The organism is Winogradskyella sp. A2 (assembly GCF_046762865.1).
In the GTDB taxonomy this organism is placed as follows: domain Bacteria; phylum Bacteroidota; class Bacteroidia; order Flavobacteriales; family Flavobacteriaceae; genus Winogradskyella.
On record NZ_JBKQXM010000004.1, the window covers coordinates 143,008 to 157,988 of the forward strand.

The 14,981-nt window shown below is 34.1% G+C and carries 15 protein-coding genes; 10 read left to right on the forward strand and 5 right to left on the reverse strand.

Going from position 1 to position 14,981, the window contains the following annotated elements; all coding sequences use genetic code 11:
- Window positions 1-41 precede the first annotated feature (41 nt).
- A complete protein-coding gene (locus tag ACFWV9_RS09185; RefSeq protein ID WP_411894914.1) occupies window positions 42-953 on the reverse strand; it encodes a transporter in 912 nt (303 codons plus the stop codon).
- Between the two features lie 146 nt (window positions 954-1,099).
- Window positions 1,100-3,271: a tetratricopeptide repeat protein gene (locus ACFWV9_RS09190; RefSeq protein WP_411894915.1), complete on the reverse strand. Its 2,172-nt coding sequence runs from the start codon at window positions 3,269-3,271 to the stop codon at window positions 1,100-1,102.
- Window positions 3,272-3,428: 157 nt separating this feature from the next.
- On the opposite strand from ACFWV9_RS09190, the gene ACFWV9_RS09195 reads away from it, so the two are divergent.
- From ACFWV9_RS09195 to ACFWV9_RS09230, 8 genes are all read left to right on the forward strand, one after another.
- Window positions 3,429-4,541 carry a DUF2891 domain-containing protein gene (locus tag ACFWV9_RS09195; RefSeq protein ID WP_411894916.1) on the forward strand — a complete coding sequence of 371 codons (1,113 nt, stop codon included), beginning with the start codon at window positions 3,429-3,431 and terminating at the stop codon, window positions 4,539-4,541.
- Window positions 4,541-5,767 (forward strand): Nramp family divalent metal transporter, encoded by a 1,227-nt coding sequence (locus tag ACFWV9_RS09200; RefSeq protein ID WP_411894917.1) that lies wholly within the window; start codon window positions 4,541-4,543, stop codon window positions 5,765-5,767. The genes ACFWV9_RS09195 and ACFWV9_RS09200 overlap by 1 nt, the downstream gene beginning before the upstream one ends.
- 1 nt (window position 5,768) lies before the next feature.
- Window positions 5,769-6,512 (forward strand): 5-oxoprolinase subunit PxpA, encoded by a 744-nt coding sequence (pxpA, locus tag ACFWV9_RS09205; RefSeq protein ID WP_411894918.1) that lies wholly within the window; start codon window positions 5,769-5,771, stop codon window positions 6,510-6,512.
- A gap of 7 nt (window positions 6,513-6,519) precedes the next feature.
- Window positions 6,520-7,251, forward strand: coding sequence for a 5-oxoprolinase subunit PxpB (gene pxpB / locus ACFWV9_RS09210; RefSeq protein ID WP_411894919.1), 732 nt, complete (start codon window positions 6,520-6,522; stop codon window positions 7,249-7,251).
- Window positions 7,244-8,095, forward strand: a complete 852-nt coding sequence (locus ACFWV9_RS09215; RefSeq protein ID WP_411894920.1) for a biotin-dependent carboxyltransferase family protein — start codon at window positions 7,244-7,246, stop codon at window positions 8,093-8,095. Before pxpB ends, ACFWV9_RS09215 begins: the two co-directional genes overlap by 8 nt.
- A gap of 83 nt (window positions 8,096-8,178) precedes the next feature.
- The gene (locus ACFWV9_RS09220; protein WP_411894921.1) at window positions 8,179-8,697 is read left to right on the forward strand and encodes a hypothetical protein; all 519 of its coding nucleotides are present in this window, start codon (window positions 8,179-8,181) and stop codon (window positions 8,695-8,697) included.
- Window positions 8,698-8,706: 9 nt separating this feature from the next.
- Window positions 8,707-9,414: a hypothetical protein gene (locus ACFWV9_RS09225; protein ID WP_411894922.1), complete on the forward strand. Its 708-nt coding sequence runs from the start codon at window positions 8,707-8,709 to the stop codon at window positions 9,412-9,414.
- Entirely contained in the window at window positions 9,387-10,196 is an 810-nt protein-coding gene (locus ACFWV9_RS09230) for a sensor histidine kinase (RefSeq protein WP_411894923.1), read from the forward strand. The genes ACFWV9_RS09225 and ACFWV9_RS09230 overlap by 28 nt, the downstream gene beginning before the upstream one ends.
- Here the strand turns inward: ACFWV9_RS09230 and ACFWV9_RS09235 are convergent.
- Window positions 10,189-10,893, reverse strand: a complete 705-nt coding sequence (locus ACFWV9_RS09235; RefSeq protein WP_411894924.1) for an RluA family pseudouridine synthase — start codon at window positions 10,891-10,893, stop codon at window positions 10,189-10,191. The two genes, ACFWV9_RS09230 and ACFWV9_RS09235, sit on opposite strands and share 8 nt — an antisense overlap.
- Before the next feature lie 8 nt (window positions 10,894-10,901).
- On the reverse strand, window positions 10,902-11,720 hold the full coding sequence (gene panB, locus ACFWV9_RS09240) for a 3-methyl-2-oxobutanoate hydroxymethyltransferase (protein WP_411894925.1): 819 nt from the start codon (window positions 11,718-11,720) through the stop codon (window positions 10,902-10,904).
- A gap of 105 nt (window positions 11,721-11,825) precedes the next feature.
- Between panB and ACFWV9_RS09245 the strand changes: the two genes are divergently transcribed.
- Window positions 11,826-12,281 (forward strand): nuclear transport factor 2 family protein, encoded by a 456-nt coding sequence (locus ACFWV9_RS09245; protein ID WP_411894926.1) that lies wholly within the window; start codon window positions 11,826-11,828, stop codon window positions 12,279-12,281.
- Between the two features lie 65 nt (window positions 12,282-12,346).
- On the opposite strand, the gene ACFWV9_RS09250 is transcribed toward ACFWV9_RS09245, so the two are convergent.
- Window positions 12,347-12,850 (reverse strand): hypothetical protein, encoded by a 504-nt coding sequence (locus ACFWV9_RS09250; protein WP_411894927.1) that lies wholly within the window; start codon window positions 12,848-12,850, stop codon window positions 12,347-12,349.
- Between the two features lie 194 nt (window positions 12,851-13,044).
- Between ACFWV9_RS09250 and dnaK the strand changes: the two genes are divergently transcribed.
- Window positions 13,045-14,949, forward strand: a complete 1,905-nt coding sequence (dnaK, locus tag ACFWV9_RS09255; protein ID WP_411894928.1) for a molecular chaperone DnaK — start codon at window positions 13,045-13,047, stop codon at window positions 14,947-14,949.
- Window positions 14,950-14,981 lie beyond the last annotated feature (32 nt).

Here is a 14,981-nt window from a genome sequence, read left to right on the forward strand (position 1 = left end):
TACGAGGCTGGCTAGGGTAAGAATATGTATTATATTTCTTTTTAGAATAAATGGGTGATACCAAATATAATACTGTGGGTATTAGAGCCAATATCTTTAAGTGTCGTAGAATTTAAATATGCCAATTTAATGCCTTGTTTTGCTGAAATGCTATAACCAACTGAAGCCGCAGATAATAAATTAGTCCGTAAATCTGCATTAGATATATTATTTACCTCAGATTCTCCTCCAATGCCATAACTCACACTTAAGGATGACCAAAGTTTTGGACTAAATCTCTTTATAAGATGGGACTGGAGTGCAAATATGGGTTCTTGTTTTTTGGTTGAATTGCCAAAGAAGTTATGATTGTTAGTGAAGAAATAAATGGAACCGGTGAGCTCATAAGACCAGGATCTCCAATTGTGAAGTATTCCAAATTGAGGTCTTAAAATAATTTGATTTTGACCAATATTTATTAGTTTTTCATTAAAATACTGACCCGTTGGTAATGTCAGTGCAAACGATACACCAAATGTGGTATTTACAGGGTTGTCTTTATAGTACATCATTAAATCCTTCATATTACCAGGAGGTGGGCCATTAAGGTTTAAAGAGAAGCGTATCCTTGAGTCTCCAAATCCATTGCGATATAGACTTGCAGGATTTCCACTTAAACGCCCTTCGAACATTATAAAGTTATAAGGAACTGTAATATCAATCCGTCCTAGTTTTTTACCTATTCGTAAAGGTTTTACAAATGAGAGAATAGCAGTGCTAACATCAATGCTAACGTCTTTAGCCTCTATTAACGGATCAAATTCTACATTGCCAAAACTATAAGCATATCCTGCTCCTAAAATATTGGAGTTTACTGGGAGAGCAGACCAACGTCTTGGCTCAATGTCTTGCGCAAAGAGGTTAGCTGCAACAAGTAATATCAACAGATTTATGAGGAATTTTTGACTTTTCAAATTAGTTAATGGTTATGAATTGAATAGTATCAAACAAGTTGGTCTAAGATAAATAATTTTTAATTTAAAAAAACAAGAAATATTTTTTGACCTCATACTACTGAGACTATATAATACAGGAGATTAGATAGAGAGGGTGTGTTGGGTTAATCGTCTTTTATGAAGTAGTTTTTAATGTTTTCATTGTTAATAAATCGCCACTCAAAACTTAGGTCTTCACCTATCACAAAGCTAAAAGGTTTAGAGGCCATTTTACCAGAGGGATCATCTATAAAAGTCATAATGACATCCAATCTTGTAAGGTCCATATACCTATTTTCATCTAGAGGTAATAGTCGTACTTTTGGCAATTCTGAATCTGCTCCTTTACGTTTATAATAAAACTTACCATCTTGCATATAAAATTTACGAGGTCCATAATTACCAACAAAAGAATTATGCTGGGTCAATAGTGTTTGTGCATCTGTGGTAAGCACATAGTTAATATGGTCTAAAATATTTTTTAAATAAACATGCTTAGGGTTGTCTGCATACGCAATTTCGTAGAGGGTTTTAGCCACTTGCAAATCTCCGCTTTTATATGCCTTATGTGCATCTTGTATACTTTTATCTTCTTTCCAATACCATTCAACCACCATGCTGTTTCTGTCATATTGGTGACTCTGTACACCAATAATTTTACCATTATCATCAAAGATCAAATCCACTCTCCATGTTCTTCCATTAACAAAGCCTCCTCCCAGCGCTGTTGCACTGGCAGGTATCATTGGCATCATAAATTGATTTTTAACATGACGAATAATCCTATCATTTGCAATCCATAAATCCATGGTTTGTTCATTACTCTCAGAGCGATAATGCCCTTCAAATAGCTCAAGTCGCTTTCTGTCTATTGTATTGTTTTTGAGATAATCTATAATAGAATCGTAGACCATAGTTCGATTTTTCCATTCAGGGTAAGATGATTTTACCTCATTCAAAACATTTTCTGCCTTCTCAATATTTCCTTTAAAAATATAGGGTGGTATTTTAAATACTTTTATAGCTGGATTGATTATTTCAAATTTGCTTAATTCTTTTAGAAGTAGGTCATCTTGTCCTGATGCCATGGCTGCTATTGCTAATACAATCCCATTTTCTGGTTTAGGGTCACTATCGTAAAGCTTTTTGGATTGATTGGCAAATTTATCTGTGTCCTTCATCTCTCCATATATACTATACAGAATGGTGTTGTAAAATAAGTTGTTTGGATCTACGTCGAGTTGCAGTTTTACCTGTTCTTCAGCCAGTTCATAGTTTTGGTAGGCTAAATTGCGTTGAATGCTAACTTCTAGTTGTTTCTGTAAGGGTAACTTATTTTTATTGGCATTGGCTTTGTCAATCACAGATTGCACCTCTAAAAGTCCTGAATTGTAACGCAACGCTCTTTTTGCATCTTCTAAATATGCTAATGCAAAAGTGCTATCAATTGCTACAGCCTCATCATAATCTCCTTCAACAAATTCGCGCACTGCATCTTCAGAACTACTTAAAAATTCATTAATTGGTAAATCTAAATACCTTAAGTTATTCGATTCAACATAACCAGATTGTTCAGTGATATAAAAACTAATTTCGTCTATTAAGGACAAGAAATCTTGTCCTAAAAATGTTTTTTCCTTTAATGTTTTGCCATTAGATGCCTTTTTAAAATAGGCCGTAATTTCTATGTCATCACCATTCTTTCTGTACTTACCATCAACATAAAAGTCATAAAAAAGGGAGGCTTCTCGTATTTTGGTAGTTGTTTTTGTCAAAAACATAAAATCTGGGCTTATGTTCTTGTTTTGTTCTAGGTCATTCACCAATAGTTTGCCAATGCCATAACGCCACCAATCAATAGAATCATTGCCATCAATATTCTCAAAACCATATATAGGGATTCCTATTCTAAATTCTTCTTTTGTTATTAATGCTGATTTTTTTTCGCCACTTTCGGTTTCATAGTCAATTGTTTTTGTAGTAGCACCTAGATCACTATTACCAAAACCAAAGTAGGTCACTACCATTATTAAGACAATGTTCAAAGGAAAAATTATCTTTTCACGCTTTTTGAGCATAAACTTGTTAATACGTTTTTGGTGATGAAAATATATCAGTAATGATGGTATAATGCCAATAAAAATCCAAAGTAAAAGATCTACCCAATACGGTGAAATATTGTAACGATTAAGTACCCAATCAACAAATTGTAAGAAGGTCCATGCTGCAACAAGATAAGCGGCAAAGAATTTTAAAGTTGTAAGCCATTTTGTTTTACTATTTGATTGGATTGACATTATTTTTGGTTTAAAATAAGCTGACAAGCAATGGTAATACAAGCATCGCAGTTTTAAATATAAGGACTATTTGTAAGATTAGTCCTCAATTAGACATGAAAGTTACTTAGAAGTACAATTATATTGTATTTTTACTTGACTTGCTAAAGCCACTTTTATGACAAAACACCTTCCTTTTATTGCTATATTATTTGTCTTTATGAGTTGTAATAATTCTGAAGACAAAACGGCTTTACCAAGCAATGTTGGCGAAGCTATTAATGCTAAAACTCCAATATTAAACTTAGAAGAAGCCAACCGTTTGGCGCAGTTACCCTTGCACTGCATGAATACGGAGTATCCAAACAAATTAAACCAAACCATAGGTGGTGCTTCAGATTTAAAGACACCAAAGGAGTTGCATCCTGCATTTTACGGTTGTTTCGATTGGCATTCTGCGGTACACGGCCATTGGAGTTTAGTGTCGCTTTTAAAACAATTTCCAGATATAAACAACAAAACTGATATAGAGCAAAAATTACTCAATAATATATCGAAGGAAAATATTGAGCAAGAAATCCTATACTTTGAAGGCAAGCACAATACATCTTTTGAGCGCACCTATGGTTGGGCGTGGCTCTTAAAATTGGCAGAAGAGTTGCATACATGGGATAGCGATGTGGCCAGGCAACTAGAATTTAATTTACAGCCAATGACTGCTATGATTGTTGATAAATACCTTGAGTTTTTACCGAAGCTTAATTATCCAATACGAGTAGGAGAGCACCCTAATACCGCATTTGGTTTAAGTTTTGCCTATGACTATGCCGTTACCTTAGAACACGACGAGTTAATGACAATGATAGAAACGCGTGCGAGAGATTTCTATAGTAGCGATTCAAATTGCCCGTTAGAATGGGAACCAAGTGGTTTTGATTTTTTATCCCCTTGTTTAGAGGAAGCGGCTTTGATGAAACGTGTGTTGTCTGCGGATGAATTCAAAAGCTGGATCAATGACTTTCTTCCACAATTAAAGGACAAATCATTTTATATTGAAACAGGTAAAGTTTCAGATAGAACCGATGGTAAGTTGGTTCACCTTGACGGTGTTAACTTTTCTAGAGCGTGGAGTTTAAACTATATCGCCAAAGATTTGTCGGAGTTTGAACATTTAAAAAACCTCGCCAATGCACATATTAATTATTCATTACCTAGTATTGTTGGTGACAGCTATGAAGGTGGCCATTGGTTAGGTAGTTTTGCAATTTACGCTTTGAATTCTATCGAATAATGTTTAAGAAATTCTTTAAAAATATTGGTCCAGGACCTTTAGTTGCCGCTGCATTCATAGGTCCAGGAACAGTAACATTATGCACACTCGCAGGCGCAAACTTTGGCTTTGCATTATTGTGGGCCATGGTATTATCAATTGTTGCAACAATTGTACTACAAGAAATGGCAGCGAGATTGGGAGTGGTTTCTCAAAAGGGATTGTCTCAAGTAATTAGGGAAGAAATTAAAAATCCACTGCTAAGAAATTTGGCAATCCTACTAATCTTAAGCGCAATTGTAGTGGGAAATGCGGCCTACGAGGCAGGTAATATAAGCGGTGGTGTTTTGGGTTTGCAGACTATTTTAGGCGATACCAATATTGACATATTTGGTTTTCAATTAGAAACCATGGCGCTTTTGATTGGGCTTTGTGCTTTCATATTACTTTATATAGGAAATTATAAAGTTTTAGAACGTGTATTAGTTACGCTTGTTATTTTTATGAGTTTAGCCTTTGTGACCACTGCAATTATGACAAAACCTGATTTTACTCAAGTTATAAAAGGAGCCTTGATGCCCAGTACACCAGCTAAAAGTATATTAACTATTGTTGGATTGATTGGCACCACAGTAGTACCTTATAATCTATTTCTTCATGCGTCTCTAGCTAAAACGAAGTGGAACAATAAGTCTGACCTTAGTTTTGCTAGAAAAGATACCATTATCGCAGTTGTTTTAGGTGGTTTGGTGTCTATGTGTATCATAATATCGGCTAGTGCTATTCAAGACCAAAGTATTAATAATGCTAGGGATTTAGCCAAAGGATTGGAACCACTTTTTGGTAGCTATGCTAAGTACTTTTTATCTGTGGGCTTATTTGCCGCAGGTATCACAAGTGCTATAACAGCGCCATTAGCTGCTGCATTTGTTGCAAGTGGTTGCTTGGGTTGGGAAAATAATCTTAAATCAACAAAATTTAGAATGGTATGGATATTCATACTTGCATTAGGTGTCATATTTGCTTCTGTTGGTTTTAAATCTATTGAAGTAATAAAGTTTGCGCAGGTTGCCAACGGTTTGCTACTACCGGTTATAGCTGGATTTTTACTTTGGATAATGAATAAGACCAATGTTTTAGGAAACTATAAAAACTCTGTATTTCAGAATATAGTTGGACTTATTGTTGTCTTTATTGCTGTATTTTTAGGAGTAAAAGGAATTCTTTCAGTTTTTAACCTGATATAAGATGACAAAAAGTTTCAAAATAGATATCAATGCAGATTTAGGTGAGGGTATGGGTAATGAGGCATTGCTAATGCCTTTAATATCCTCTTGCAATATAGCATGTGGTGCTCATGCTGGTGATACCTCTACTATGAAAATGGTATTGGAACTTGCAAAGCAGAATAGCGTAAAGGTAGGTGCGCATCCTTCATTTCCTGATCGAGAGAATTTTGGTCGAAAGATTATGCAAATAGGGCCTAACGCGTTAAAAGCTAGCTTGCTTCAGCAAATACTCAATTTAAATGAGTTTGCAGATAAATTGGGAATAAAACTAAACCATATTAAGCCTCATGGCGCTCTTTACAATTTAATTGCTATTGATGAGGACACTGCAACTGTAGTCATAGAGACTATAAAGCATCTCGATTTTGAGGTTAAACTTTATGCACCTTATAATTCTGTAATTGCAAATCTTGCTATCAGAAATAATATTGAAGTTGTATATGAGGCTTTTGCCGATAGAAATTATAATGATGATTTAACTTTGGTTTCAAGGAAAAAGGATAATGCTATAATTCATAAAAAAGAAGGTGTTTTATCACATGTTTTAAAGATGGTAAAAGACGAAAAAGTTACCGCAGTAAATGGTGAAAATATTGAAATAAAAGCATCAACATTTTGTGTACATGGTGATACTGAAAATGCTGTTGAAATTCTAGAATTTTTGAATGCAGAATTACCAAGAAACGGAGTGGAAGTAGAGTAGTTATTTTATGGGATTCAGTCTAAAATATTCGAAGTTTAATAATGATTCAATTTTAATTGAATGGCCACAAAATATTGATGAAAAAATCCTAAATGACATCTTAAAATTTAAAAAATCCATTAAATCTAATTATATTAAATATAAAGTTGAGGTAATTTCTGCATATGCCTCAATATTAATAATATATGATTTCACTATAGATAACTTCTATGATGAAATATCAATCTTAAAACAGTTATATTCAAGCCTTGATACTACAGAAAAATTTACTACTAAGCTATGGGAGATTCCAGTCTGTTATGATGATTTTTTTGGACTAGATTTAGATGAATTTTCGGATGCTATAGGCATGTCTAAATCTGAAATTGTCAAGCGCCATACCTGCAACATTTATACAGTTTATTTTTTGGGTTTTTTACCAGGTTTTTTATACCTAGGAGGACTCGACCCAAAACTGAATCTGGCTCGTAAAAAAACACCTTCCTTAGATGTAAAAAAAGGATCGGTTGCCATAGGAGGACATCAAACAGGAATATACCCTCAAGATAGTCCAGGAGGATGGCATGTTGTTGGAAATTCTCCAATAGAATTATTTAATCCGCTTCAAGATCCCCCTTGTCAGATTATGCCTGGAGATAAAATTAGATTCTATCAAATCAGCAGAACAGAACATGCAAGAATAAAACAAGAAGTGGATTCTAATACTTTTAATCTAATTTCTACAACTTATAATGCTTAAAGTTATCAAATCCGGCTTTTACACTACCATTCAAGATTCTGGTAGATTTGGCTATAGAGCCTATGGTGTTCCTGTTTCTGGAGTGATGGATTCTTATTCTAGTCATTTTGCGAATTCTATATTAGGTAATGATGCAGATTGTGCCGTTTTAGAAATTACAATGTCCGGACCTGAGTTGCATTTTCTTGAACCGACTCAGATAGCTATAGCAGGTGCAGACATGGCGCCAATGTTAAATGGTAACGTCATATCTAATAATCAAGTAGTTGGCATAAGACCAAATGATATATTAAGTTTTGCAGGCCTTAGAATTGGTTTGAGGTGTTATCTGGCATTAAAAGAAGGTTTAAAAACAAATGAAGTTCTGGGTAGCAGAAGCATGTACAAAACAATTACGGAATCTGATACTATTAAGGCTGGTGACGAAATTTACTATGAAAAGGCATCAACTAATTCTATAAAGACGTATTCAAATGTAAAATATGATCAGAGTCTTATTTCAGTTAACATAATAGAAGTAGAGAAAGGACCTGAATACGATGAGTTATCTCAAGATCAAAAAGATAAGTTAAGTAGCTTTCAATTTGAAGTGTCTAAACTTAATAACCGCATGGCATATCAATTAAAACCATTATTACCTAATACATTAAAAGCCATAATAACTTCACCTGTTTTACCAGGTACAGTTCAACTTACGCCAAATGGAAATCTCATTGTTTTAATGCGAGATTGCCAAACAACGGGAGGCTATCCAAGGGTTCTTCAATTAACAGAAAGATCGCTTAATATTCTAAGTCAAAAACGACAAGGCGATATATTATATTTCAGATTAAATGTATTGTAATGTAGGAATAAGTTGATACTTTATTTTTTTCTGTTGAATAATTTCGATATTTTGGTATTAACTATTAATTAAAATTCTCATTCATGAAAAAATTAGGACCTCTCTTACTTGGGCTTATTATTGGCGCATTGGCCATGTATTTTTATTGCAATCAAGGCGAAGCAGAAATGAAAACTGCCCAAGAAATTACGAAACCAAAGGGTGTTGTCACACCCACGGAAATGAAAGCTTTAGATCAAGCATATAATATAAAGCACAACATTATCAATGATTCATTATTTAGAAAATCTGCTGATGGAGGTGACAACCGTTCATCTTGGTGGTCTATAGAGGACATCCAGAATTACATTAACTATTCTGAAAATCAAGCCGGTGAATTAGGATATAAAATGGATGGGCTTAGAGTTTATTTAGGGTCTTATCCTGCAAAACCAGGTGAGATGTCGGGATTAACAACAATGTTTATAGTACCGACTGGTACAAAAAACACTTCTCAAGGCGCTGTTTTTGCGTTACAACCCATGAGTGGAGATATCCCAGGTGGTAATGGGTTAAATATTGGTAGTCAAGGTTATCCGCCTGGATCAAATTATCCACAATAATTTAAGCGAATGCAACAATTTCTCCTGGATAACTATACCACGTTGACTTATTTTGTAGAGTTTTTGGCTGTATTTGTTGGAATATTATTTTATAAACATTACAAAAATAAAATTGCCAAATACCTAGTTTATTTTTTAGCATTTGCCTTTTTAGTAGATTTAATAGGTTATTATCCAGGAGTTTTAAAAAAGCTCAACATGTTATACTTAATAAAGGATTCATGGATTAATGACAACTATTGGTGGTATAATATTTTTTGGAATCTTGGGTTGACCAGTTTTATTGCATTGTTAAATTTTAAAATTTTAGAAAAAGCCCTATACAAGACTGTACTTAAATATTCTTTTTATGTGTATATCAGTTTATTTATAGCTTTTGTTGTTTTTAATTTTAAAGCCATATTTGAACCAAGTATGGCCTTTTTAACAATACTGAGTTTATGGATGACAATTTTAAGTTGTACGCTATATTTCTTGGAGATATTGCAATCGGAAAAAGTTGTTTACTTCTATAAATCCATTTATTTTTATATAAATGCCATAATATTACTTTGGACTCTAGTTACTGCCCCATTACAGTTTTACGAGGGATATTTTGATTCTGGCAATAAAGATTTCGTTGTTGTAAAGTATACAATTTTACTTTTATCCAATATTCTCCTTTATTTGACCTTAACAATTACATTAATATGCTTCAGACACAAGACAAAATTATAACTAATGATGCAGAATTTCATCTGCTCATCTATATGGTTATCGTATTGATTGTAATAAGCCTATTAATTATACTTTTTTTCTTTGTTTTTCAAAAACGTAAAAATAAGTTGATCTTAGACAAGATTAATCAACAAAAGGCCTTTGATGAAGAATTGGTAAAAACCCAACAAGAAATCCAAGAAGAAACCTTAAAGTATGTTGGTAGAGAATTACATGATAATATTGGGCAATTATTAGCAATAGCTACTATGCAATTAAAGGCAGCTGATAAGGTTGCGGATGATACTATAAAACCAAAGCTGACTAATGCGTCAGAGGCCGTTAAAACTACTTTAACAGAAGTAAGGGCATTATCTAAATCCTTAAATAATGATGTGATTTTTAATTTAGGATTTGATGCTATTGTTAAAAACGAAGTAAATCGGCTAAACAAATCTGGCCTTATAGATGCAAAATTGGATATTATTGGGAATCGCATAGAATTAGAAAATAAAAAGGACAAATTATTTTTATTTAGAATTTTGCAAGAATTCATTTCCAACAGTTTAAAGTACGCCAGTGCAGAATTACTACATATCAATTTAAATTATCAAAAAGAGTTTATGACAATTAGTGCAAATGATAATGGAGAAGGTTTTGATTCTGACGACGTGGAAAAGGGTTCTGGTTTTATCAATATGGAAAAGCGAGCAGAACTTATTGAAGCAGATTTTGATTTAACATCTCAGGTTGGCAATGGAACCAGGTTAGTTATAAAATATCCCTACAGATCTGTTAATTAGTCTCACAAGCTTTCCACAATGGATCATTTGGAGTAGGAGCAATAATGTCTACTTCTTCTTTTTTAACAGGATGAATGAAATGAATACGTCTAGAGTGCAAGCTAATACTAGCATCTTTGTTACTTCTGTCAAATCCATATTTTAAATCTCCCTTTATAGGACATCCAATTGATGCTAACTGTGTTCTTATTTGGTGATGCCTTCCTGTTTCTAAATCAATTTCTAATAAATAGAAGTTATCAAGAGTCTTAATTACTTTGTAATGTAAAATAGCTTTTTTACTACCGTTAACTTCTTTATTGAAAGCGGTAGATTTGTTGTTTTTAGGATTCTTCCTCAACCAGTGAATTAAAGTGTCTTCAGATTTAGGTGGTTCGTTTTTTACAAGTGCCCAATATGTTTTTTTTGCTTTTTTCTCAGCAAATAATTTATTCAACCTAGGTAAAGCCTTACTGGTTCTGGCAAAAAGTACTATTCCAGTAGTTGGCCTATCTAAGCGATGTACGACACCTAAATACACGTTACCTGGCTTATCGTATTTTTCTTTAATGTATTCCTTACCAACTTCAGATAGTGGTTTGTCGCCTGTTTTGTCACCTTGTACAATATCACCAGCACGTTTATTTACAACAATGATGTGGTTGTCTTCATAAAGTACTTGAAGATTATTTTTGTTAGATAAGATTTTGGAGTTCAAATTATGTATTAATACTGTTCCTTATCATTAGGGAAGTCTTCTGACTTAACGTCATCAACATATTGCCCTATGGCTTTAGTCATTTCCTCATATAAATTCATGTACCTACGAAGAAACCGAGGGTTAAACTCGTGTGTCATACCTAACATATCATGTAAAACAAGAACTTGGCCATCAACACCATCACCAGCACCAATACCTATAACTGGTATTGAGATGCTTTCGGCCACCTCTTTAGCAAGTGCTGCAGGGATTTTCTCTAATACAATAGCAAAGCATCCTGCTTTTTCCAGCATTAAAGCATCTTCTTTTAATTGTTGTGCTTCTTGCTCTTCTTTAGCTCGTACAGTATATGTACCGAATTTGTATATGGATTGAGGTGTTAAGCCTAAATGACCCATTACAGGTATACCTGCGTTTAGAATTCGTTTTATAGATTCCTTAATTTCTTTACCACCTTCCATTTTTACAGCATGTCCGCCACTTTCTTTCATAATTCGTATAGCAGACCTCAGTGCTTCTTTTGGATCGCTCTGATAGGTTCCAAAAGGCAAATCAACAACAACAAGACATCGATCTATAGCTCTAATTACAGAAGAGGCATGATAAATCATTTGATCTAGAGTTATAGGTAAAGTGGTTTCGTGACCTGCCATGACATTACTGGCAGAATCCCCAACAAGAATAACATCTACGCCTGCACCATCAACTATCTTGGCCATGGTATAATCATACGCTGTTAGCATAGATATTTTTTCACCCTTAGATTTCATGTCAACAAGGGTCTTAACGGTTATTCTTTTGTATTCGTTTTTGGCTACAGACATATTGTTTAAATTAGTTGTCTGTAAAAATAAGAGTTTTGTTAAACTTTTGTTTAATCTAATTTGGAAATACAGTGGAAACTGTAATTTCAAGCAAACTAATGAAGCATGAGATATCTTTTAACTACAGTTATGATTTGTATTGGGATGAATATTCATTCTCAAGATAAAGAAATGGAAAACGTTAAGAATACTATTAATACCTTCTTTGAAGCTTTTCATAAACAAGACACTACAGCAATGAGAACGATGGCAAGAGGTGATATTTTGTTGCAGTCTATTTCGGTCAACAAAGAAGGAAATACAGTTTTAAATGAAAATAGTTATAACGATTTTCTTAGAAACATTGCTAGTATTCCAGAAGATAGAAATTTTGAGGAGAAACTTTTGGATTTTTCAATACAAGTCGATGGAAACATGGCGAATGCATGGACACCTTATGAGTTTTGGTACATGGACCAACTAAGTCATTGTGGTGTAAATTCATTTCAACTAATTAAAGAGGATGATAACTGGAAAATAATATATCTCGTAGATACAAGGCGAAGAGAAGGTTGTAAGTAGTCTAAAATAAAAACAGTTTTGAAAGCATTACCTCTCAAAACTGCTTTACTTATATACCTTGAAATTTATCGTCTCGGGAATTCGGTAATTCCAAATGCATTTTGTACAGCTTCAAGATCAGAAATGTCTAATCGTCCCACATTATCTGCTGGCACAACAACTACTCTAAACACCTGTTCGTCTATATAAGATGGGTCTAACAATGAAAAGTCAGTGGTACCGTCTAGGAAAAAGCGTACATCGTTTTGAGTAAAGTCATAATTGTAAACTAATACGCCATCATCAAAATATTCAGTTTGAGGTAAAAGTCTCCAAATATCTTGTCCGTTGTCTACTTCCCATGATATATAAACTAGCGTTACATCTGTTGGTAACATAGTAAAACCATAAGGCTCTATGAATTCGTAGTTATTACCTGGTGTGAAATCCAATACAATTTCAAATGCAGATGATGCGATGACTTCACCATCCAAGCCATCTAATCCATCAAAACCTGGAGGTCCTTGAGGGCCTTCGCATGCTGTTAATAATAATGTAAATACTGTAATAAAGGATAAAATACGTTTCATGTGTAAAATATTTAATTTGTTCATAATAGCTAATATTATTTCTAGGTATATCAAAGCACGTACCAAAGTATAAATGATTCCATTTAATTTTCTAAAAACGGTATGACATCATGTCATATTTTTTGACATGGCATAATACTTGAATTATTGTAGACGAGTTAAAATTTAAAAAACAAAATAACACACATAAAATTATGAGTAAGATTATTGGAATAGATTTAGGAACAACCAACTCGTGCGTTTCAGTAATGGAGGGTAATGAACCGGTTGTAATACCTAATGCAGAAGGTAAGCGCACCACACCTTCGGTTATCGCTTTCGTAGAAGGAGGTGAAATTAAAGTTGGTGACCCAGCAAAACGACAAGCAGTTACAAATCCAACAAAAACCGTTTATTCTATTAAACGTTTTATGGGTAATAAATATTCTGAATCTAAGAAAGAAGCAGAACGTGTACCATATAAAGTAGTAAAAGGTGATAACGATACTCCAAGAGTGGATATTGATGGTCGATTATATACACCGCAAGAACTATCGGCAATGATTCTTCAGAAAATGAAGAAAACTGCTGAAGATTATTTAGGATCGGACGTAAGCAGAGCAGTAATTACTGTACCAGCTTATTTTAACGATGCACAACGACAAGCTACTAAAGAAGCAGGTGAGATTGCGGGTTTAAAAGTAGAACGTATTATTAATGAGCCAACAGCTGCTGCTTTGGCTTATGGTATGGATAAAAAGGGTACTGACCAAAAAATAGTAGTATTTGACTTTGGTGGTGGTACACATGATGTTTCAATCCTAGAATTAGGAGATGGCGTTTTTGAAGTACTTTCAACAGATGGTGATACACACTTGGGTGGTGACGATGTAGATGAAAGAATTATCGATTGGTTAGCTGAAGAGTTTATTAAGGATGAAGATATGGACTTGCGTAAAGACCCAATGGCTTTACAACGTCTTAAGGAAGCAGCTGAAAAAGCTAAGATTGAATTATCATCATCTACTCAAACAGAAATTAATTTGCCATATGTAACGGCTACTGCTAGTGGACCTAAGCACTTAGTACGTACACTTTCACGTAGTAAGTTTGAGCAATTAATTGACGATTTAATCAAGCGTACAATAGAACCATGTGCATCTGCGCTTAAAGCAGCTGGTTTATCAAAGAGTGATATTGATGAGATTATCTTAGTTGGTGGTTCTACAAGAATCCCAGCGGTACAAGCAGCAGTTGAAAAATTCTTCGGAAAATCACCAAGTAAAGGTGTAAATCCTGATGAGGTAGTTTCTTTAGGAGCTGGAATTCAAGGTGGTGTACTTACAGGAGATGTGAAAGATGTTCTTCTATTAGACGTAACACCGTTATCGCTTGGTATTGAAACAATGGGTAATGTTATGACAAAGTTGATTGAGGCTAATACTACGATTCCAACAAAGAAATCGCAAGTATTCTCAACGGCAGCAGACAATCAGCCTTCAGTAGAGATTCATGTTTTACAAGGTGAGCGTCCTATGGCAGCTGATAACAAAACAATTGGTCGTTTCCATTTAGATGGTATTCCACCAGCAAGACGAGGAACACCTCAGATTGAAGTTATTTTTGATATCGATGCTAATGGTATCATAAAAGTATCTGCAGAAGATAAAGCTACTGGTAAGAAGCAAGATATTAGAATTGAAGCATCGTCTGGTTTGACAGAAGAAGAAATCCAAAAGATGAAAGCTGAAGCTGAGGCTAATGCAGAGGCAGATGCGAAAGCAAAAGAAACTGCAGATAAGCTTAATCAGGCAGATGCTATGATTTTCCAAACAGAGAGTCAACTTAAAGAATTTGGAGATAAACTGTCTGATGATAAGAAGAAGCCAATTGAAGATGCTTTAGAAGAATTGAAGAAAGCTTACGAAACTAAAGACATCGCTGTTATAGAACCGGCTTTAGAAAAAATTAATGAAGCTTGGAAAGTAGCAAGTGAAGAAATGTACAAAGCACAAGCTGAGGCTCAACAAGGAGGTTCACAACCTGGTCCTGATGCAAGTCAAGATGATACAGGAGAAACTAACGATGTTGAAGATGTAGATTTCGAAGAAGTGAAGTAATTTACTTTCTCTGAAGAGAATTGAAATAAATT